The organism is Bacteroides sp. 4_1_36, from assembly GCF_003466325.1.
GTDB lineage: Bacteria > Bacteroidota > Bacteroidia > Bacteroidales > Bacteroidaceae > Bacteroides > Bacteroides uniformis.
The window spans coordinates 35,470-56,689 of record NZ_QSOX01000007.1; the positions used below are offsets into that span (position 1 = coordinate 35,470).

Below are 21,220 nucleotides of genomic sequence, written 5' to 3' on the forward strand. Positions count from 1 at the left end.
CCTTTAAAAAGAGAAAATGCCTATGGAAAAAGAAACAATCCTGCAAGTTGAATAGTCTCACTATTCGGCCCTTATTACCCTTACCCTAAATTTAAGAAGTATTTAATTAACAACAAATCATCAATCATTTATGAATGAAGATCACAAAAAACGAGGACTAACACATAGCAAACTCCTCACAGCAGTGGCAATCAGCTCACTGTTATTAAGTAGCGGCAACGTGATGGCTGCCCAAACAGCATCCAACGACTCACAAGGAGTACAAGAACAGATGCAATCTATCTCTGTGACTGTCACAGTTGTAGATACAAAAGGTGAACCTATTATTGGCGCCAATGTCATTGAGAAAGGGACTACCAACGGCGGAATTACCGACCTAAACGGTAAGTTTACATTGACCGTAACACCGGGAGCAACACTAAAAATATCATTTGTGGGCTATCAGACACAAGAAGTGAAGGCAGCCAAAACGATGAGAATAACTCTGAAAGAAGATACCGAGATGCTGGATGAAGTAGTAGTAGTAGGCTACGGTGTACAAAAGAAGGCTAACTTGACAGGAGCAGTTTCTACAGTGGACTTAAACAAGACAATGGCAGGTCGTCCACAACAAGATGTAGCCAAAGCATTGCAAGGGGCTGTTCCGGGACTAAGCATTCTCACCACAAGTGGTGCCATCGACGAGACAGCCTCCATGCGTATACGTGGTTTGGGGACATTGAGTAATGGAGAAGTCAGCAATCCACTCATTGTAGTGGACGGCGTTCCGATGGATGACATTTCTTTCCTCGATACGCAAGACATCGAAAATATTTCCGTACTGAAGGACGCTTCCGCTTCCTCCATTTATGGAACGCGCGCCGCTTTCGGTGTGATTCTAATCAATACCAAAAGCGCAAAGCCTAGCGAAAAGGTTACCATCAATTACAGCAACAATTTTGCATGGGATCAAGCTACTTACCTGCCGGACTATCCCGATGTACCCACACAATTAAAGATGGGTATCGAAGCCAGTATGAACGGTGGTGCCGGTATGCCTGAATTGTTCGGTATGTATTTCGACAAATTGTTACCTTACGCCGAAAAGTGGCAGCAACAGAACGGCGGCAAGACCGGCTACCGTCCTATGAACCTCTACCAAAGCGATAGTAACGTGGGTGACTATATCGTATTGGACGGCACTCCTTTTTATTATGCTGACTGGGATGTACAGGACATCTACTTCAACAAAGCTGCTCCTTCCATGAGCCACAATGTTTCTATACAAGGAACATCTGGTAAGACCAATTACTACCTATCTTTCGGCTACAACGAAAAGCAAGGACAGATGAAGATTCACCCGGACGAACTAAAAAAGTACAATGCCTCAGTCAATGTCACCACTAATGTTTACGACTGGCTACAGGTGGGTGCACGCATCAACTATAGTCGTAAGAACTATAAACGCCCGGACACATGGGCCAACACCTACCAATATTTGTGGCGTTGGGGTTCTTATTTCATTCCTTCGGGCACAATCGACGGCTATGACACACGCGTCATGGCCATGCAGAAGCAAGCTGCCGATCGTGAAGTGACAACAGACCTAACCCGTATGAACACCTTCTTGAAAGCTGAAATCGTTAAAGGACTGACCCTTAATGCAGACTTTACATATGCCATTCAGAATATGAACAGCGGTTCGCAGGACAACTCCGTTTACGGCATCAATTGGAGCGGGAAACCGGTACCCTCTTACATCGTCACTAAAGGCAATAGCGGTATCTGGAGAGACTTTTCCAAACAGAACACATGGACGGCCAACGCATACGTAAACTATACCAAAACATTTGCCAAAAAACACAACCTGAATGTAATGGCAGGTGTCAACGCAGAAGAAGAGGAATACAAATATCTGTATGGTACCCGCAATGTGATGTACGATCAAGAGGGATACCCCGAACTGAATATGGCTGGCAAGGATGGACAAGATTTGAGTTGGAATCATACATCCCGCGCTTCTGCCGGTTATTTCGGCCGTATCAATTATGACTACAAAGGCATTTATTTATTGGAACTGAACGGACGTTACGACGGTTCTTCCCGTTTCCCCCATACCGACCAGTGGGCCTTCTTCCCTTCTGCATCCATCGGCTACCGCTTCTCCGAAGAAGCCTACTTCGCCCCACTGAAACATATTGTCAGCAATGGTAAGTTGCGTGCTTCTTTTGGCGAAATCGGCAACGAGGCTGTGGGCGACTACATGTTCGAACAATTAATAAGCCAACGGTTGAACAATAAAAGTACCGGCTATATCTATTGGATTGAAAACAATAATGCCAACGCTAATCTCCTGACCATGTATAACATGCCGGATTTGGTATCAAGTACTTTGACCTGGGAGCGTATCCGCACCCTCAATATAGGTCTTGACCTGGGTCTCTTGAATGACGAACTGACTATAGGTTTCGACTGGTTCCAACGTGAGAATCGTGACATGCTGGCACCGGCACAAGTATTGCCGAACACTCTGGGTGCTTCTGCTCCTTATGAAAATGCCGGTACCTTACGTACACGTGGATGGGAGTTGAACTTGAACTGGCGCCATACCTTCGGCGACTTCGACGTATATGCCAACTTCAACATCGGTGACTCCAAGACTAAAGTAACAAAGTGGGACAATGATTCCAAACTGCTCAGCACCTATTACACCGGTAAAACCTACGGTGACATTTTCGGTTTTGAAACCGACCGTTACTTCGAGGAAAAAGACTTCACCAGCCAAAATGCAGACGGCTCATGGAATTATGCAAACGGCATTGCAAGCCAGGCAGGACTGGAATCCGGTAATTTCCATTACGGCCCGGGAGACGTCAAGTTCAAGGATTTGGACGGCAATGGCAAGATTGACGGTGGAAAAGGCACAGCAGACGACCACGGCGATTTGAAAGTCATCGGAAACTCTATGCCACGCTACGAATACAGCTTCCATTTAGGCGGAGCGTGGAAAGGTATCGACCTTGACCTCTACTTCCAAGGTGTAGGCAAACGTGAGGACTGGACGACTTCTTCCCTAAACCTTCCCGCCATGGTACATGCCGACGTAGCCATCTATTCCCACCAAACAAGCTATAACAAAGTGCTTTGGAATTCAGACTATACCGCCATTACCGGTTATGAGGTAAATCAAGGCAACCGTTATCCACGTCTTTATCGTGGTACAAATAATAGTGGAGGTACCGTATCCGGTATAGCTAACGGCTGCAACAACTACTATCCCCAATCCCGCTATTTGACAGACATGTCCTATCTTCGTCTGAAGAACGTAACTGTGGGATATACCCTTCCGAAAGAGTGGACACGCAAAGCCTACATTGAGAAAGCACGTATCTACTTCAGTGGCAGCAACCTCTTTCTGCTCCACAAAGGGAATGACCTTCCAGTCGACCCCGAAATCAGTACAGGCAATGGACTTACAGCCGGTGGATGGGGACGTATAGCTCCTATTACACGCACATTCTCATTTGGAGTCCAGGTAACATTATAACAACCTCAAAAACTTAAGAACAATGAAGAAATTATTTATATATGGGGTCACAGCGCTGGCGATGTTAACCGGTTGCAACGATTTGCTGGACAAATCCCCCTTGGATACCTTCACGAATACTCCGGCATACTGGAGCAACACCGATAATTTGGATAATCAGTGCAATACTTTTTATAACAACTTTACCGGCTTTGGCAACGGAGCCAGTGGAGGATGGTTCTACTTCAAAACAATAAGCGATGACCAGGTAGATGCAGAAAGCCATAACTGGACTTACACTAACGTGGTCGCATCTTCCACAAACTGGTCAGCCCCTTTCACAGAAATCCGACGCGCCAACTATATCATTGCCGGTGTACAGTCTTCCTCTCTTGATGAAGCAACAAAGGCCCACTATGAAGGTCTTGCACGCATGAACCGTGCGTGGGAATACTATCAGTTGGTCCGTATGTACGGCGATGTGCAATGGATAGACAAAGTTATCGACCCAGCCGACAACGAAGCCCTCTACGGACCACGCACCGACCGGGATGAAGTGATGGACCATGTGCTGGCAGACATCAATTATGCGTGCGAACACATTACCGCAAACAGCAATCGGCAACGTTTCAGCACCGACATGGCATATGCCATGAAAGCAGACATCACCTTATATGAAGGTACATACTGCAAATATCGCACTCAAGCCGAGAATGGCAAAGCCGCTGATGAGAGCCGCGCCAACAAATACTTGCAAGAATGTGTATCAGCCTGCGAATATCTTATGGCCAAAAACTACTCTCTAAGTAACAGTTACAAAGCCAACTATAATTCTGTCAGCCTGGCAAGCAATCCGGAAATGATTTTCTACAAGCCTTATGCACAAAGTTCGCTAAGGCACTCCACCATTGACTACACAATCAACACAAGTGGTACGCACGGCATTTCAAAGGACGCATTCGACAGTTTCCTTTTCCTTGATGGAAAACCGTTGGCAACAACCTCGAAAAACAAGGACGATGCAGCCGTATTGGATGCAGACAAAAATTACTCTATAAGAGAGGTTTTGGCCGTACGCGACAAGCGCCTGTCCGAAATTCTTGACCCGGTACTTTCTTTCAGAGGCCACGCCTACAGCCGTGCCGGTGTAGCAGCCTTCACCACATCGACCGGTTATGGCATCGCCAAGTATGATAACCCCGAAGAATTGAGTGTAAGCGACCGAAACAACATCGGCTACCAATACACCGACTGCCCGCTCTATTGGATTTCAGTTATTTATCTGAACTTTGCAGAAGCCAAAGCCGAAATGGGTTCTCTCACACAAGACGATCTCAACAACTCCATAAACAAGCTTCAAGCTCGTGCCGGCCTGCCGGCTATGACAACTACTCCAGATGCCGATCCTGCCAATAATATGGGAGTAAGCAATCTGATTTGGGAGATACGCCGCTGTCGCCGTTGCGAACTGATTATGGATAACTGGTACCGATATTGGGATTTAATCCGTTGGCACCAGCTCGACAAATTGGATTCAACCAAGTACCCGAACACCATGTTGGGCGCCAACGTAAGCAATGTGCCTGACTGTGAAGAAGCGACCAAGAACGGATATATAGATGCCTCCGATGCACAAATCCGTACTTATGAAGCCAAACATTATTTCTACCCGATTCCAACTACACAGTTGACCCTGAATAAAAACATGAAGCAGAATCCGGGTTGGTAATCAACTAAAAACAGCATATCGCGCTGTACCTCGTTTGGATTTAATTAAAGCGTTCATACATTCCATGTATCTAAATACAAATGTATGGACGCTTTTGTTATTCCCTTTAAAAGGTGTATAGAAACACGAATAGCACCTTCTAAAAGGAACCATAAATCAATATCATATACTTTCCCTTCGTTCATAACATACTAACAAGAAACATATCATGAAAAAGAAGAACATATTTTTCGTACTACTAATCTGCTTCATCAATAGTAGTTGCAACAAAGAAGAACAAACAGACGAGTTACAAGATAAGGATTTCTATTCTGATGTCACAACACGTGCTTCCTACATAAGCGGTACTATTACGGGCGAAATGAACCCCTATGTTAGTGATGGTTACTACACTTATGATTTAAGTATTCCTATACAAAAACAATCTGTAGGTATAAGAATTTCAGCAGTCGGTGGAGAAGCACGATTCAAAACAAACTACCAAGAACGATTCGAGAGTACATGGGTAACCCAAATTCCAGCAGGAAAAAACCATTTTCCAATAAATGTATTATGGACTAAAGCAGGTAGTAATTCTACCCTGATGGTACGTCCTGAAAAAAGTACAATCGAACTTACCGCAGATCTAAGAAACATCAATGTCAAAATGAAACCTATGCCAATCAATGCCCCTTCAACATTTGAATTGGGAGATACGATAACACTTTGGTGCAATTATTCCATAAACAAAGATACGGGCATAAAGTGGACTTACGATAAAAATCTATTCGCTGAAGTCTCTCAAAGTGCATCTGTCACACAAAGTAGATTCCAAATAAATTTGAAATCAAAGCAAGCCTTCAAGAACAGCGATGTCGGAGTAGAAGTCCATGATTTCTACATAAATTCTATCGGAGCAAAAGAGTATTTCATGGCTCGGAAAAGCAATATCAGTTTTCCCAATATGGGTCCTCAAATAGATGGCTACAGAAATATTGAACAATATAAAGAATACATATATTCCATCAATGACAGCAAGGCACATACATTTTATTGGACCGGGAAGAATATTAAGATAGTAAGTGGTCAGAACAGCTCTACGGTAACAATCGTACCGACACAACCCGGTAACGCAAGTGTCAAAGTGAGCTACAAATATAAAAATCAAACCGATAATTTTACCAATGAGCTACCTTTGAGTGTATCTAAGACATCAATGCAACTGATTGGCCCTGACGTAATCTGTGACAACGGGACATTCAGTATCAAGAATTTTCCCACAAAAGCAACAGTGGATTGGATTGTTGGCAACGATTTATATTCGCAATTAAATCAGGCATCACCTGCTATCACCCTGAATAATTTAGGGACACCCGGAGGCAGTTCCATTTATACGACCTTAACCGCAATAGTACACACAAAGGAATACACTGTTCAGTTTTCCAAACCAATTACTTTCAATGTATCAGGAATACAAGAAAATGACCATGACATTATATATGGCTATCTGTCACAAAGCGGAGGTGAATGCGGATTGAATCCTATTCCTGAAGGTGCGCATGATTTTCATTGGAGTGTTGACTGCGATTGGGAGGTAGACATGCAAGGATATTATTTCACTACTTTCAGCAGTCGGAACAGTCATGAAATTGAACGAGTTTGCGTAACGGTTGATTTCATAAATGCATGTGGAACCAGAACATACATATATAACTATTTCGACATCGGCTCAACAAATTCAGGAACTTATTCCACACCTAAAAACAGCCTTTCTCCAAAATAGCCCCAGACAGCTTTCACGAAAAAGCCCCCATCCATTTGCTCGTTACACAAAAGAAGCTTATATTTGCTTACTTAAAAACAGACAGCTATCATGGTACAGCAAGACATACGATGGATACAGCGTTTTGAATATACCCACGAACTGGCCTGGAAAGTGATGAAGGACTATGCAGAATATCAGGGGTATACCGACATCCGCAGCTCCCGTGATGCCATACGCAAAGCCCTTGAAATGGGATTGATTGATGACAAGCAATGGACGGAGACTATAGAAGCCCGAAATCTGACATCGCACAATCATGACAACGATGTAGTCTCTGAAGAGAAAATGCAATCCTTGAATACACCATCCTTATTCGATTGAGCTATGTACGGATTGACCGACAATGAACTGGAAAAGCTATGCAATCTCTTCCGGAAACATGAAGAAATAGAGCAGGCTGTTTCGTACGGCTCACGAGCCAAAGGAAATTTCAAGCCTTTTTCCGACATAGACATCACGCTGATGGGAGACAGACTTACGTATAATACTTTAAGCAGCCTTTCCGATGAAATAGACGACCTGCTTTTGCCTTACAGCGTAGACCTTTCCATCTATGGCAAATTAAAGAATGCCGACCTTTTGGAACATATACACCGTATGGGAATACCCATATTCAGCCGCCCATCAAACTAAACTAAATTTCACACATCCACCCTCACCACCCTCACCTTTCGCACGCATCGCCCTATTCATCGGCATTCAAGAGGTGGGTGAGAGCAAATTTAAAAAGTGAGGGCAAAATTTGCCCTCACCACAAGATTTCTTCGTTCAAAGTTATAAGTCACTCATTCTTACCGTAATATCCTGAAACGGGTACATAAATCGGTTGCAGCATTGTTCCCTCATTCTTCAACTTTCCTTCGGTGCGCAGCCGACGGATATGCCGCATGGCAGTAGTACGCATCATGCCGCAAACGCTTTGAAAGTCATTCCGTGTCATAAAAGGGCGAGTGGCGAAATAGTTGGTCAGCCGACGGTCTATCTCTTTATCCGTCAGTTTAGCCGAATGCTCGTTTGCCTTCAAAGCCTTTGCCTTGATGGTACCAATTTCATTTTTCAGTTTCTGGTCGGCACGAAATTTCACACCCGCCATCTTCACCTTCGTCAACTTACGCTTGGTAGCAGCCACTACCCGTTCGGTCGTGGTGAGCGACACGCGAAAGTAGCCGATGCCGTCGAGATGCACCTGCCTTCCTTCGGCAAGTTCCCTGCCCATGACGTGCGACACAGCATCGAGCACAGCCGTCACATCGGTTTCTGTCAATGAGCAACGTGCCTGGATGTCCCGCCGCAATTCATCGGTAGACCTGCTCCCATTTAGGCGGAGACGGGGATGAAGGATTTTATCTTCCGGAGATTTGTCGTACGAGTCCGGATTCTCGTACCAATCAAACAAAATAGCCATAGTTCAAACTGCGTTAAAGGGTTACATTATACGATAAAGCACTGCACGGAACACGTGCGAAGTACGTACGCAGTCTGTTGAAGTACAAAGGTTATATCACAGCCCAGCCCGTGAGCAGAACCGTTCACTGTAGTGAGCTGCTCCGTTCACTAATATGAACAAGAAAGACCATTTTAGTGGACTGTTCATAAACTCTGGTGTAAAAGTAGACAAAACTATGGGGATAAGCAAAGAAACGAACACCTTTTATAAAAGAAACATATAGACATTCCATCCCAAAAAAGAAGCCAATCGGAAAATAATCCTTGAAAAGCTTGTATCCCCCCCTTTCCCGGCGTATCTTTACAAGAATATTACATACACGATAAAGAATGAAAATCACACTGATCAGAGAGGAACGCGAAAGCGGAAAAGAGGCCGTCAGCACACAAGAAACGGACATGTTGATGGAAAAGCTGAAAACAGAGAACAAGACCGGATACATTACGGAGCTGCGTAGCATCATCCCGCATTTGAAAGGGACCAACGCCCGATATGAGCATATCGACAGACTGCCGCGTCTCTATCCCGCCGTAGAAATGACCCGCACCAAAGCAGGAGAACACCGGATAAAGACCTACAACGGGCTGGTACTACTGGAAGTAAACAATCTGGCCGGGGTGGCCGAAGCCGAACTGGTGAAACAACAAGCCGCCCTGCTGCCGCAAACCTTTGCCGCCTTCTGTGGCTCCAGCGGACGAAGCGCCAAAATATGGGTACGCTTCACCCTGCCCGACGGAGGGCTTCCAAAGAATGAAGACGATATCGCCTTATTCCACGCCCACGCCTACCGCCTGGCAGTGAAGTGCTACCAACCCCTTCTCCCTTTCCCCATCACCCTCCAGGCTCCTTCACTCCTACAAAGCTGCCGGATGACCGTGGACGAACAGCCCTATTATAGCCCCACCGCCGTGGCCTTCTGCCTGGAACAGCCCTGCGCCCTGCCCTCGGAAGACAACTACCGCCAACGGAAACAGCAGGAAAGCAATCCGTTGCTGAGAATGACTCCCGGCTACGAAGTGGCGGACACATGCAACCTGCTCTTCGAGGCCGCCCTCGACCGCGCCTTCCGCGATTTGGACAACTGGCGACGGGGCGACGACCTGCGCCCGCTGCTGTCCCGCCTTGCCGAACATTGCTTCAAAGCCGGCATTCCTGAAGAAGAAGCGGTGCGCCAGACACTGATGCACTACTACCGGGAGGCAGACGAACCCCTTGTACGCCTGACGCTGCATAACCTTTACGGGGAATTGAAAGGCTTCGGCACCCGCAGCAGCCTGAACAAAGACCAGGAAACTGCTTTCCGGCTGGAGGAGTTCATGAAACGCCGCTACGAATTCCGCTACAACACCGTGCTTGGCGACTTGGAATACCGGCAGCGCGACTCCATCCACTTCTACTTCCAACCTGCCGACCAGCGCGTACGCAGCAGCATCGCCATGAAGGCACTGAAAGAGGGAGTACGTGTGTGGGACCGCGACATCACCCGCTTCCTGTCTTCGGACTACGTGCCGCTATACAACCCCATCGAAGAATATCTCTATAACACCGGACGCTGGGACGGCAAAGACCGCATCCGCGCATTGGCCGACCTCGTGCCCTGCCACAATCCCCACTGGAGGGAACTGTTCTACCGGTGGTTTCTTGGCATGGTGGCACATTGGCGGGGAATCGACAAACAGCACGGCAACAATACCTCGCCCCTGCTCGTAGGTCCGCAAGGTTACCGCAAAAGTACTTTCTGCCGTATCCTATTGCCACCGGAACTGCGTTTCGGCTACACCGACAGTATCGACTTCAAGAGCAAGCAGGAAGCGGAGCGCAGCCTTGGCCGCTTTTTTCTGATTAACATCGACGAATTCGACCAGATAAACGCCAATCAGCAAGGCTTCTTGAAGCACCTCCTGCAAAAACCGGTTGCCAACCTGCGAAAGCCCTACGGTACCACTATTCAGGAAATGCGCCGCTATGCCTCCTTCATCGGGACCAGCAATCTGAAAGACCTGCTGACCGACCCGTCGGGAAGCCGCCGTTTCATTTGCATCGAAGTGACCGGCCCTATCCAGACAAACGTCACTATCAATTATCGCCAGCTCTATGCCCAAGCCATGCACGACATCATGAAGGGTGAACGCTACTGGCTGGACGACACTGACGAAGCAATCGTAAAGGAGTACAACCGGGAATTCGAGCGGGTAGACCCATTGGAAGAACTTTTCCTTTGCCATTTCCGTGGCGCGGAGGAGAGCGAAGAAGGCGAATGGCTCACAGCCATGCAGATTTTCAACGACCTGCAACAGAAAACGAGGGATAAGTTGGCCATCAACCGGATAGCAGCTTTCGGGCGCACGCTCCGCAAGCTGGACATCCTCAACAAGAAATCGAACCGGGGAACACTTTATCATCTGGTAAGAATAGAAGAATGAACCGGCACTCCCACCGATTGTACCAAAGTGAGGGCAAACTTGGCCCTCACTCTTTTTATAAAAAGTATTTCCGTACGCAGCTGATGCAGTTCAACCATTATTTAATAAGGTGAACAGTTGACTATTTGCAAATTATGATTGATAATACTAAAAATACCCAAATAAGTGTTTTTGATATTAAAATAAAACGTATCTTTGTTGCAAACAACGTCCTCCTTAATAATACTATTATGAAGAAACTGCTGCTTTTAGCCTTTGTGCTATGTAGTTCTTTACTGTGCCGGGCACAAGAAGAACGAGTTATTTTAGGTGATGAACAGACTTCCGAGTATTTTCCAATCCTAAAAGATAAACGAATTGCCATATTCTCCAATCATACTGGAATGATAGGAGACAAGCATCTGCTGGACATTCTGCTGGAAAACAAGTTCAATGTAGTAGCCATTTTCTCCCCTGAACACGGTTTCAGAGGAGATGCCGACGCAGGCGAACACGTGTCCAGCTCGGTAGACAAGAAGACCGGAGTACCTATCCTCTCGCTGTACGACGGGAAATCCGGAAAACCAAGCGAAGCATCCATGCGCAAGTTCGATATCCTTGTGGTAGACATCCAGGATGTAGGCCTGAGATTCTATACTTATTATGCCTCTATGTGCCGGCTGATGGACGCTTGTGCAGAATACAACCGCAAGGTGCTGATACTGGACCGCCCCAATCCGAACGGACACTACGTGGACGGCCCGATACTGGACATGAAATATAAATCCGGTGTAGGTTGGCTGCCGATTCCCGTGGTGCACGGCATGACGCTGGGCGAACTGGGCCTGATGGTAAACGGCGAACGCTGGTTGCCGGCGTCACGCACTTGCGACCTGACCGTCATTCCCTGCAAGAACTATACGCACCGGACCCTATACAAGCTGCCGATTCCCCCGTCCCCCAATCTGCCGAACATGAAGTCCATCTATCTGTACCCCTCGACCTGCTATTTCGAGGCCACTCCGGTCAGTCTGGGAAGAGGAACCGACCTCCCCTTCCAGGTCTACGGGCATCCCAACATGACGGGCTACAGCTACAGCTTCACCCCGCGCAGTGTTCCCGGAGCCAAGAATCCGCCCCAGCTGGGCAAGCTTTGCCACGGCGTGAACCTGAGCAACATGAGCGACGAGGAAATCTGGAAACGCGGTATTGACTTGAGTTACGTGATAGACGCTTACCGGAATCTGAACATGGACGACCATTTCTTCCGTTCCTTCTTCGAGCTGTTGATAGGCACCGACTACGTGCGCAAAATGATAAAGGAAGGAAAGAGCGCCGAAGAAATCAAGGCAAGATGGAAAGACGACGTGGAGAAATTCAAGGTACAGCGCAAGCCCTATCTGCTCTACGAAGAATAAAGGGATGTACAATTCACTATTTACAATGTACAATTTCAGGAAATGTACAATTCAGAAGTAAATGGGAAGATAAAACAGTTTATACTAAAGAAACGCCGCATGGCAAATTGTAAATTGTAAATGAACAAATTGTAAATAAACATTATGACTCCACTATCCGTAATCATCACCATAGCCGCCTACTTCGCGATACTGTTCACGGTATCCTATATTGCAGGAAGGAAGGCAGACAACGCCGGCTTCTTTGTGGGTAACCGCAAGTCATCCTGGTATGTCGTGGCGTTCGCCATGGTCGGTTCCGCCATTTCAGGTGTGACCTATGTATCCGTACCCGGCATGGTTGCCGCCAGCAGCTTCGGCTATCTGCAAATGGTGTTGGGCTTCATTGCCGGACAGCTCATCATAGCCTATCTGCTGGTACCGCTATTCTACAAAATGAACCTGGTATCCATCTACGAATATCTGGAGAACCGTTTCGGCATGTCTTCCTACCGCACGGGTGCCTGGTTCTTCTTCATCTCCAAAATGCTCGGTGCCGCTGTCCGTCTGTTCCTCGTATGCCTGACGTTGCAACTGCTGGTATTCGAACCTTTCGGACTGCCTTTCCTACTGAACGTGGCCATCACGGTGGCACTGGTCTGGTTGTACACTTTCCAGGGTGGCGTAAAGTCTCTTATCTGGACAGACTCTCTGAAGACATTCTGCTTGGTGGTGTCGGTCGTACTCTGCATCTGGTATATCGCTTCCGACCTCAATCTGTCATTTACCGGTATGGTAAGCACCATTGCCGACAGTGACATGTCCCGCATCTTCTTCTTCGACGATGTGAACAGCAAGCAGTACTTCTTCAAGCAGTTCCTCGCCGGTGCCTTCACCATGATTGCCATGACCGGGCTGGATCAAGACATGATGCAGCGCAACCTGAGCTGCAAGAACTTCAAGGACTCACAGAAGAACATGATTACCAGTGTCATTTCGCAGTTCTTCGTCATCCTGCTTTTCCTGATGCTGGGCGTGCTGCTCTACATCTTTGCCGCCAACCAGCAGATTGCGGTGGAGAAGAGTGACGAACTGTTCCCGCTGATTGCCACCGGCAACTATTTCCCTGCCATTGTGGGCATACTGTTCATCATCGGCCTGATTTCTTCTGCCTATTCAGCCGCAGGCTCGGCACTCACCGCGCTGACCACTTCCTTCACCGTAGACATTCTGGGAACGAAAGGCAAATCGGAAGAGACGGTTGTGAAGATGCGCAAGAAAGTGCACATCGGCATGGCGGTTGTCATGGGAATCACCATTTTCGTATTCAATCTTCTGAACAACACCAGTGTCATCGATGCTGTATATATCCTGGCAAGCTATACCTACGGTCCTATCCTGGGTCTGTTTGCTTTCGGCATTTTCATGAAACAACAAGTGCGTGACAAGTACATCCCGTTAGTTGCCATCGCCTCCCCGGTTCTCTGCTTCATTCTGCAGAAGAATTCCGAAGCCTGGTTCGGAGGTTATCAATTCAGCTACGAATTGCTGATTTTCAATGCACTGTTCACTTTCATCGGTCTCTGTCTATTGATTAAGAAAGATAAAAAGAACAATTAACTTAATACATCATCTATGAATGTAAGACGTCAGTTTTTACTTAGTCTGCTTGCCGCCTCCCTCTTCCCCCACGCGGGAGGCGCGCAAGGACTTCCGACGGATGTCCGCCAGGCAATCGGGAAATTCTTGGATACCACCGCACGAAAAGAAGTTTCCGTAGGACGTATCAGCATCGACTCAGTGGCTGTGGAAGGAAATACACTGCAACTGTTTGCCAACATGAACTGTGCCTATATTCCTTTCCGTGAGGACAATGTGGCCGAAATCTACCAAGGCGTAAGCGCCCTGCTGCCGGCGGAGTTTGCCAAATACAAGCTGCAAATCCGTACCAACAAGCGCAGTATCGAAGAACTGGTTCCCCAAGCCCTGCGCAGTAAAAAAGACAAAAAGACGAAGACATTCAGCCCCGTCACTTCCAAGCCTCTGGTTACCGAAGTTTCCTCCCCCTACACCCCCACCAACGGCTTGCATAACCGGCATATCGCCCTATGGCAAAGCCACGGCTGGTACTACGAATCAAAACTCGACCGCTGGGAATGGCAGCGTGCGCGTATCTTCCAGACAGTGGAAGACCTCTACACCCAGAGCTACGTATTGCCCTTCCTCGTACCGATGTTGGAAAATGCCGGTGCCAATGTGCTGCTTCCCCGCGAACGCGATTGCCAGACGGCAGAAGTCATCGTAGACAATGACGGTTGCCTGACCGGCCGTTCCGTCTATACAGAAAATTCCGGTGACAAGCTCTGGAGTCAGGGAGAAGGACAAGGCTTCGCCCACCTGCGCCCCCAATACATAGACTTTGAGAATCCTTTCAAGGAAGGCACCTACCGCGCCATAGAAACCATCAAGAAAGGAAACGCAAGCACCGCCGAATGGATTCCCGAAATCCCTTCGACCGGACAATACGCCGTATACGTCTCTTACCAAACCTTGCCAAACAGCGCGGACGATGCCCTTTACACCGTCTATCACAAAGGCGGCACCACGCAGTTCAAGGTAAACCAGCAAATGGGAGGCGGCACCTGGATTTACCTCGGCACCTTCGGCTTCAATGCCGGCCGGAACAATGAATGCAAAGTCGTTCTGAGCAACCTTTCCTCCAAAGTAGGAAGAATCATCACTGCCGACGCCGTGAAGATAGGCGGCGGCATGGGGAACATAGCTCGGGGAGAAGTCAGCGGTTATCCCCGTTTCTGCGAAGCCGCCCGCTACTGGCTGCAATGGGCAGGCATACCGGACAGCGTATATTCAGAAAGCAACGGCAAGAATGACTATACCGACGACTATAAATGCCGTGGTATCTGGGTGAACTACCTTTCCGGAGGCTCTGCCGTGAACCCGACGGAAAAAGGGCTGAACATCCCTGTCAACATGGCCTTTGCCTTCCACTCCGATGCAGGAACTACACTGAACGATTCCATCATCGGGACACTCGGCATCTACTATACCAACGCCTACAATGAGAAATTCGCCAACGGAGCATCCCGCTACTTGAGCCACGACCTGACAGACTTGATTCAGTCCAACATCGTGCGTGACGTGCGTACCCTCTACGAACCCCAATGGACACGCCGGGGCAAATGGAACCAATCCTACTATGAGGCCCGTGTACCCCGCGTACCTACCATGCTACTCGAACTACTTTCCCATCAAAACTTTGCAGACATGCGCTACGGACTGGACCCGCGTTTCCGTTTCACCGTAAGCCGCGCCATCTACAAAGGTATGCTTCAGTTCCTCTGCTCACAATACAACATGGATTATGTAGTGCAACCGTTACCGGTAGACCACATGGCCTTGCGCATGACCAGCGAGAACGAAGTGGAACTGACCTGGCAACCCGTAGCGGATGCGTTGGAACCAACTGCCGTAGCAGAGAAATACATTGTTTATACCCGTATCGGCGACGGGGATTTCGACAACGGAGTATTGGTGGACGGCAACAGTTACCGAACCACGCTCCCCGCCGGCATGGTATGCAGCTACAAGGTTACCGCTGTCAACAAGGGCGGCGAGAGTTTCCCTTCCGAAATTCTTTCCGCCGGACGGGCGTTCAATTCCAAAGGTACCGTATTGGTGATAAACGGATTCGACCGCATCAGTGCCCCTGCCGACTTTACGGCCCCCGCCCCCGCCGACACCCTCCTTGCCGGATTTCTGGATGAGCAGGACCACGGGGTCCCCTATATCCATGACATCAGCTACATTGGCAAGATGAAGGAATACCGCCGTTCCATTCCCTGGATGGACGACAACGCCTCCGGTTTCGGCGACAGTTATGGAAATTACGAGACCCAAGTCATCGCAGGAAATACGTTCGATTATCCTGCCATACATGGTGCCGCTATCCTGAAAGCGGGATATTCGTTTGTATCGGTTAGTAATGAAAGTCTCTCCCCCGTAGGAAAGGGAGAGAAGAATATTCCGGTGGATATGAGGGAGTATAGGTATGTGGACTTGATACTTGGGAAGCAATGCCAGACCAAGATGGGACGGGGAGGCGTAAAACCGTTGGAGTTCAAGACTTTCAGCAAACCGATGCAGGAGGCTATTGCGGCTTATTGTAAGCAAGGTGGAAATATCTTTGTTTCGGGCGCTTTTGTAGGAACGGATTTATGGGACAACCGCCTTGCAACCGCCGACGAAGCCGACAAGAAATTTGCGATGGAAGTACTGAAATATAAGTGGCGTGTGGGACAAGCGGCTACAATGGGTAAGGTGAAAAGCGTAGCTTCTCCGTTCCCCGCCCTTTCAGGAAACTATACCTATCACAATGAGCTGAATGCCGATTCGTATGTGGTGGAATCACCGGACGCCATTGAACCGGCAACCAAAGATGCGCACACTGTGATGCGGTATTCTGAAAACAACCTGAGTACCGGTGTGGCCTACCAAGGCGACTACAAGACTGTTGTATTGGGATTCCCTTTTGAATCCATACGTACTGATTCTGAAAGAGAGGCATTCATGAATGCTGTACTGACATTCTTCAACGACAACAAGTAATATCAACCAATCATCATCTATGAACAGAAGACTGTTAATAATCGTCCTGATGGCTTGCCTGCTCCCCCTGGGGATGCAGGCACAGCAAGGGACATTCCGTTTTGCCCAACTGACGGACATTCATCTGACCCCGAACAATCCGAATCCCACAGAGGACCTGCTGCGTTCCGTGGCACAGATTAATGCCACCGACAGTATCGACTTTGTCCTGGTGACGGGCGACCTGACCGAAGAAGGCGACCGTGCCACCATGGAAAAAGTGAAATCGTGCCTTGACTTGCTGAAAGTACCCTACCACGTAGCCCTTGGCAACCATGAAACGAAATGGAGCGACTCCGGCTGCACCGCTTTCGGAGAAATCTTTGGCGGCGAACGCTTCGAGTTCGAGCATAAGGGATTCCTTTTCCTCGGCTTCAACTCCGGTCCGCTGATGCGTATGGCCTACGGGCATGTAGTGCCGCAAGATATCCGTTGGATGACGGAGGAAATGGAGAAAAATGGCAAAGACAAACCGGTGATACTTGTCACCCACTACCCGCTAATGGACGGGGATGTGGACAACTGGTATGAGGTGACGGATGCCGTCCGCCCTTACAACGTGCGCCTGTTTATCGGCGGGCATTATCACAGCAACCGGGATTTACGTTATGACGGCATTCCGGGCGTACTGATGCGCAGCAACCTGCGCGACAAAGAAGGAAAACCGGGTTATGGCATTTACGAAGTAACCAAAGACTCCATCCGTGTATACACGCAACGTATCGGCGAGCCTAAGAAGCAATGGGCTGCCTTCTCGCTGGCCGGGCAATATTACGACCGCAATGGAAAAGCGGAGAAATATCCCGACTTCTCGGTCAACAAGGAATATCTGAAAGTAAAGGAACAATGGATGGTACAGACGGGTGCAGGCATTTACTGCTCGCCCGCCGTAGAAAAAGATAAAGTGTTCGTAGGAGACGATATGGGACGGCTGACAGCCTACGCCCTGAAAAACGGCAAAAAGCTATGGAGCTTTGAATCCGGCAAACGTATTGTCGGTACTCCGGCCGTAAGCGAAGGTATCGTTGTATTCGGGTCTGCCGACCGCCACATCTACGGATTGAATGCCAAAGACGGCAACCTGCTCTGGACGGTAAGAGCTGCCGAACCGGTACTCGGAGCCGTGACCATCGCAGACGGTACCGCCTACATCGGTGCCAGTGATGCCACTTTCCGCGCCACAGACATCCATACAGGAAAAGTAATCTGGACCTACACCGGCGTGAAGGGCTACATCGAAACCAAGCCGTTGGTGACGGAAGACAAGGTCATCTTCGGCGCATGGGACAATACACTGTATGCCTTGAACAAGACTGACGGACGTGAGTTGTGGAAATGGACGGGCGGACTGACCCGCATGCACTTCTCTCCTGCCGCCGTATGGCCGGTAGCTGCCGACGGTAAAGTATTCATTACCGACCCGCAACGCGCCATGACCGCTATAGACATCCATACGGGCAATACCGTGTGGCGCACCTTCCAGTCCATGGTGCGCGAGACCATCGGACTTTCCGAAGACGGTGAACGTATCTATAGCAAAACGATGAACGACAGCATTGTTTGCTATGCAGCTCAAGGAGATACTCCGCGGGAGTTGTGGGCAACCAATGTAGGTTTCGGTTATGAGCATGCCCCCTCCATGCAAGTGGAAAAAGAGGGGGTAATGTTTGGCAGTACCAAAGAAGGACTTATCTTCGCACTGGAAGGAAAAACAGGCAAAGTACTGTGGAAACATAAAATAGGAAATTCACTCATCAGTACCGTAGTTCCGTTGAACGGCCACGAAGTTCTATTCACGGCAACCAGCGGGGAAGTGGGACTTCTGAGAATTAAAAATTGAGAATTAAAAATTAAAAGATATATCATGAATAAAATCAGTTGCTTTCTTCCCTACGCAGGAAAAGAACAAGTAGAAAAAACAGTGAATAGCCTACAGGCGACAGGACTTATAGAAGAAATCCGGTTAATCACGACCGATGCCACTCTGGAATCGCTCCCGGACTGCGAAATATTGTTTGTTGACATGCCCTACAGCAGTGCAACTCTCAAAGCTATTGCTAATGCAGCCAAGGGAGAATACACATTGCTTTATACCAAAGAGACTACGCTCGAAATGGGTATGTTTGCACTGGAACGTATGATACACATCCTTGAAGATTCAAGCGCCGGTATGGTATATGCCGACCACTACCAAATAGCAGACGGCAAGCAGAGCAACGCTCCGGTAATCGACTACCAATTCGGTTCCTTGAGGGATGACTTCAACTTTGGCTCCCTGCTCCTTTTCAACACCGAAAAACTAAAGGAAGCCGCCGGACACATGAAGTCTGACTACAACTTCGCCGGACTTTACGACCTGCGCTTGAAATTGAGCCAACATTCAGACTTGGTACATATCAACGAATACTTATACAGCGAGGTGGAAAACGATACCCGCAAGAGCGGCGAAAAGATTTTCGACTATGTAGACCCCAAAAACCGTGACCGCCAGATTGAGATGGAGCAGGCATGTACCGAACATCTGAAAGAAATCGGGGGATATCTGGCACCGGAGTTCAAGAAGATTGAGTTCTCTGCCGGTAACTTCGAATATGAGGCCTCCGTCATCATTCCGGTGCGCAACCGTATCCGTACCATCCGCGATGCCATCAAGTCGGTACTGATGCAGAAGACAGACTTCAAATATAATCTTATCATCATCGACAACCACTCCACAGACGGCACAACGGAGGCCATCGACGAATTCAAGGACGACGAACGCCTCATCCATATCGTCCCCGAACGCAACGACCTCGGTATCGGCGGTTGCTGGAATGTAGGTGTACACCACCCCAAGTGTGGCAAGTTTGCCGTGCAGCTGGACAGCGATGACGTATACAAAGACGAAAACACACTCGCCATCATGGTACGCGCCTTCTACGAACAGAACTGCGCCATGGTGGTAGGCACCTATATGATGACGGACTTCAACATGAACATGATTGCTCCGGGCATCATCGACCACAAGGAATGGACTCCGGCAAACGGACGCAACAACGCCCTCCGCATCAACGGTCTGGGTGCCCCGCGCGCCTTCTATACCCCGGTACTGCGCGAAGTGAAAGTACCCAATACCAGCTATGGCGAAGACTATGCACTGGGACTGAACTTCTCCCGCCAGTACCAGATAGGACGCGTGTACGACGTGGTCTACCTCTGCCGCCGCTGGGACGACAACTCCGATGCCTCACTGGACATCGTGAAAATGAACGGACACAACCTCTACAAAGACCGCATCCGTACCTGGGAACTTCAGGCACGCATAGCGATGAACAAAAACAAGTGATATGAATCAAACGATACACCATCTTCTGACTGGACAATTGGCATCCTGGGAGACGGCACGCAACAACTATGCCGCCCTCTCCGGTGTGCGGGTGAAAGAGCTGAATGTAAACGGGATACTTTATAAGGTACAGTTCAACCCCGCACGCATCGTTTCCTCCGGTGCCAAAGTGGATGCCAAGTCCATCCTGGAACGGAAATGCTTTCTGTGCCCGGCCAATTTGCCGCCGGTACAGAAAGGTATCCCGTTCGGAGGACACTACAATATTCTGGTGAATCCGTTCCCCATCTTCCCCCGCCACCTGACAGTACCGGAACTGGCACATACCCCTCAACGCATAGCCACCCGCTTCACCGACATGCTGGAGCTGGCCGAGGCGCTGACGGATTACACCATCTTCTACAACGGTCCCAAATGTGGTGCTTCCGCCCCCGACCATGCTCATTTCCAGGCAGGAAACAAAGGGTTCATGCCTATTGAAAAGGACTGGCGCGGACAGACTGCCGGGAAAATAGCCGATTATAGGAAAGCAGCACTGTGGTATCTTGACGACGCTCCCCGTGCCACACTTGTGATTGAATCCACCTCCAAAGAGGACGCGGCAGACTTGTTCGACATCATTTACCGTTCTCTGGACGTGAAACCCGAAGAAGACGAGCCGATGATGAACGTACTGGTCCTATACGAGGCCGACCGTTGGGTGGTCTTTGTCTTCCCGCGCGAGAAACACCGCCCCGCCTGCTATACTGCCGAAGGAGAAGCCAATCTGTTGAGCAGCCCGGCATCCGTCGACTTGGGAGGTGTCTTTATCACCCCCGTAGAAAAGGATTTCTTGAAAATCACTGCGGAAGACGTGGCGCAGATATTAAGTGAAGTATGCCTCTCTGCCACAGATTTCCACAAGGTACGGCAGCGTATCAGGGAAAAAATATGACTTCTGAAATCC

13 protein-coding genes are annotated in these 21,220 nt (G+C 48.7%); 12 read left to right on the forward strand and 1 reads right to left on the reverse strand.

Annotation, left to right across the window (positions count from 1 at the left end):
- The first annotated feature begins 130 nt into the window (after positions 1-130).
- The 5 genes from DXD65_RS08850 to DXD65_RS08870 all read left to right on the forward strand — a co-directional run bounded on the left by DXD65_RS08850 (position 131) and on the right by DXD65_RS08870 (position 7,671).
- Positions 131-3,526, forward strand: coding sequence for a SusC/RagA family TonB-linked outer membrane protein (locus DXD65_RS08850; RefSeq protein WP_008662808.1), 3,396 nt, complete (start codon positions 131-133; stop codon positions 3,524-3,526).
- Positions 3,527-3,548: 22 nt separating this feature from the next.
- Positions 3,549-5,234 (forward strand): RagB/SusD family nutrient uptake outer membrane protein, encoded by a 1,686-nt coding sequence (locus tag DXD65_RS08855; protein WP_005824940.1) that lies wholly within the window; start codon positions 3,549-3,551, stop codon positions 5,232-5,234.
- A 208-nt stretch (positions 5,235-5,442) separates the two neighbouring features.
- Positions 5,443-6,996, forward strand: a complete 1,554-nt coding sequence (locus DXD65_RS08860) for a hypothetical protein (RefSeq protein WP_005824945.1) — start codon at positions 5,443-5,445, stop codon at positions 6,994-6,996.
- A gap of 90 nt (positions 6,997-7,086) precedes the next feature.
- Positions 7,087-7,359: an HI0074 family nucleotidyltransferase substrate-binding subunit gene (locus tag DXD65_RS08865; RefSeq protein WP_005824947.1), complete on the forward strand. Its 273-nt coding sequence runs from the start codon at positions 7,087-7,089 to the stop codon at positions 7,357-7,359.
- Between the two features lie 3 nt (positions 7,360-7,362).
- On the forward strand, positions 7,363-7,671 hold the full coding sequence (locus DXD65_RS08870) for a nucleotidyltransferase domain-containing protein (RefSeq protein WP_117887562.1): 309 nt from the start codon (positions 7,363-7,365) through the stop codon (positions 7,669-7,671).
- A gap of 148 nt (positions 7,672-7,819) precedes the next feature.
- Here the strand turns inward: DXD65_RS08870 and DXD65_RS08875 are convergent, their stop codons facing one another.
- The gene (locus tag DXD65_RS08875; RefSeq protein ID WP_005834690.1) at positions 7,820-8,443 is read right to left on the reverse strand and encodes an HU family DNA-binding protein; all 624 of its coding nucleotides are present in this window, start codon (positions 8,441-8,443) and stop codon (positions 7,820-7,822) included.
- 371 nt (positions 8,444-8,814) lie between these two features.
- Here DXD65_RS08875 and DXD65_RS08880 point away from each other — a divergent pair, with 371 nt between their 5' ends.
- The 7 genes from DXD65_RS08880 (at position 8,815) to DXD65_RS08915 (ending at position 21,208) form a co-directional block, all read left to right on the forward strand.
- Positions 8,815-10,908 carry a BT4734/BF3469 family protein gene (locus tag DXD65_RS08880; protein ID WP_117887563.1) on the forward strand — a complete coding sequence of 698 codons (2,094 nt, stop codon included), beginning with the start codon at positions 8,815-8,817 and terminating at the stop codon, positions 10,906-10,908.
- 230 nt (positions 10,909-11,138) lie between these two features.
- Entirely contained in the window at positions 11,139-12,305 is a 1,167-nt protein-coding gene (locus DXD65_RS08890) for an exo-beta-N-acetylmuramidase NamZ domain-containing protein (RefSeq protein ID WP_034523026.1), read from the forward strand.
- 144 nt (positions 12,306-12,449) lie between these two features.
- Positions 12,450-13,904, forward strand: coding sequence for a sodium:solute symporter (locus DXD65_RS08895; RefSeq protein WP_009037758.1), 1,455 nt, complete (start codon positions 12,450-12,452; stop codon positions 13,902-13,904).
- Between the two features lie 15 nt (positions 13,905-13,919).
- Entirely contained in the window at positions 13,920-16,910 is a 2,991-nt protein-coding gene (locus DXD65_RS08900; protein ID WP_117887564.1) for a xanthan lyase, read from the forward strand.
- A gap of 19 nt (positions 16,911-16,929) precedes the next feature.
- Complete coding sequence (locus DXD65_RS08905; RefSeq protein WP_117887565.1) at positions 16,930-18,789, forward strand: PQQ-binding-like beta-propeller repeat protein; 1,860 nt, start codon at positions 16,930-16,932, stop codon at positions 18,787-18,789.
- A 24-nt stretch (positions 18,790-18,813) separates the two neighbouring features.
- Entirely contained in the window at positions 18,814-20,274 is a 1,461-nt protein-coding gene (locus DXD65_RS08910; RefSeq protein WP_009037755.1) for a glycosyltransferase family 2 protein, read from the forward strand.
- 1 nt (position 20,275) lies between these two features.
- The gene (locus tag DXD65_RS08915) at positions 20,276-21,208 is read left to right on the forward strand and encodes a DUF4922 domain-containing protein (RefSeq protein WP_005824968.1); all 933 of its coding nucleotides are present in this window, start codon (positions 20,276-20,278) and stop codon (positions 21,206-21,208) included.
- Positions 21,209-21,220: the final 12 nt, after the last annotated feature.

Coding starts and splice junctions, on each gene's coding strand:
- DXD65_RS08850 (WP_008662808.1), top strand. CDS start 131: ATGAATGAAGATCACAAAAAACGAGGACTAACACATAGCAAACTCCTC.
- DXD65_RS08855 (WP_005824940.1), top strand. CDS start 3,549: ATGAAGAAATTATTTATATATGGGGTCACAGCGCTGGCGATGTTAACC.
- DXD65_RS08860 (WP_005824945.1), top strand. CDS start 5,443: ATGAAAAAGAAGAACATATTTTTCGTACTACTAATCTGCTTCATCAAT.
- DXD65_RS08865 (WP_005824947.1), top strand. CDS start 7,087: ATGGTACAGCAAGACATACGATGGATACAGCGTTTTGAATATACCCAC.
- DXD65_RS08870 (WP_117887562.1), top strand. CDS start 7,363: ATGTACGGATTGACCGACAATGAACTGGAAAAGCTATGCAATCTCTTC.
- DXD65_RS08875 (WP_005834690.1), bottom strand. CDS start 8,443: ATGGCTATTTTGTTTGATTGGTACGAGAATCCGGACTCGTACGACAAA.
- DXD65_RS08880 (WP_117887563.1), top strand. CDS start 8,815: ATGAAAATCACACTGATCAGAGAGGAACGCGAAAGCGGAAAAGAGGCC.
- DXD65_RS08890 (WP_034523026.1), top strand. CDS start 11,139: ATGAAGAAACTGCTGCTTTTAGCCTTTGTGCTATGTAGTTCTTTACTG.
- DXD65_RS08895 (WP_009037758.1), top strand. CDS start 12,450: ATGACTCCACTATCCGTAATCATCACCATAGCCGCCTACTTCGCGATA.
- DXD65_RS08900 (WP_117887564.1), top strand. CDS start 13,920: ATGAATGTAAGACGTCAGTTTTTACTTAGTCTGCTTGCCGCCTCCCTC.
- DXD65_RS08905 (WP_117887565.1), top strand. CDS start 16,930: ATGAACAGAAGACTGTTAATAATCGTCCTGATGGCTTGCCTGCTCCCC.
- DXD65_RS08910 (WP_009037755.1), top strand. CDS start 18,814: ATGAATAAAATCAGTTGCTTTCTTCCCTACGCAGGAAAAGAACAAGTA.
- DXD65_RS08915 (WP_005824968.1), top strand. CDS start 20,276: ATGAATCAAACGATACACCATCTTCTGACTGGACAATTGGCATCCTGG.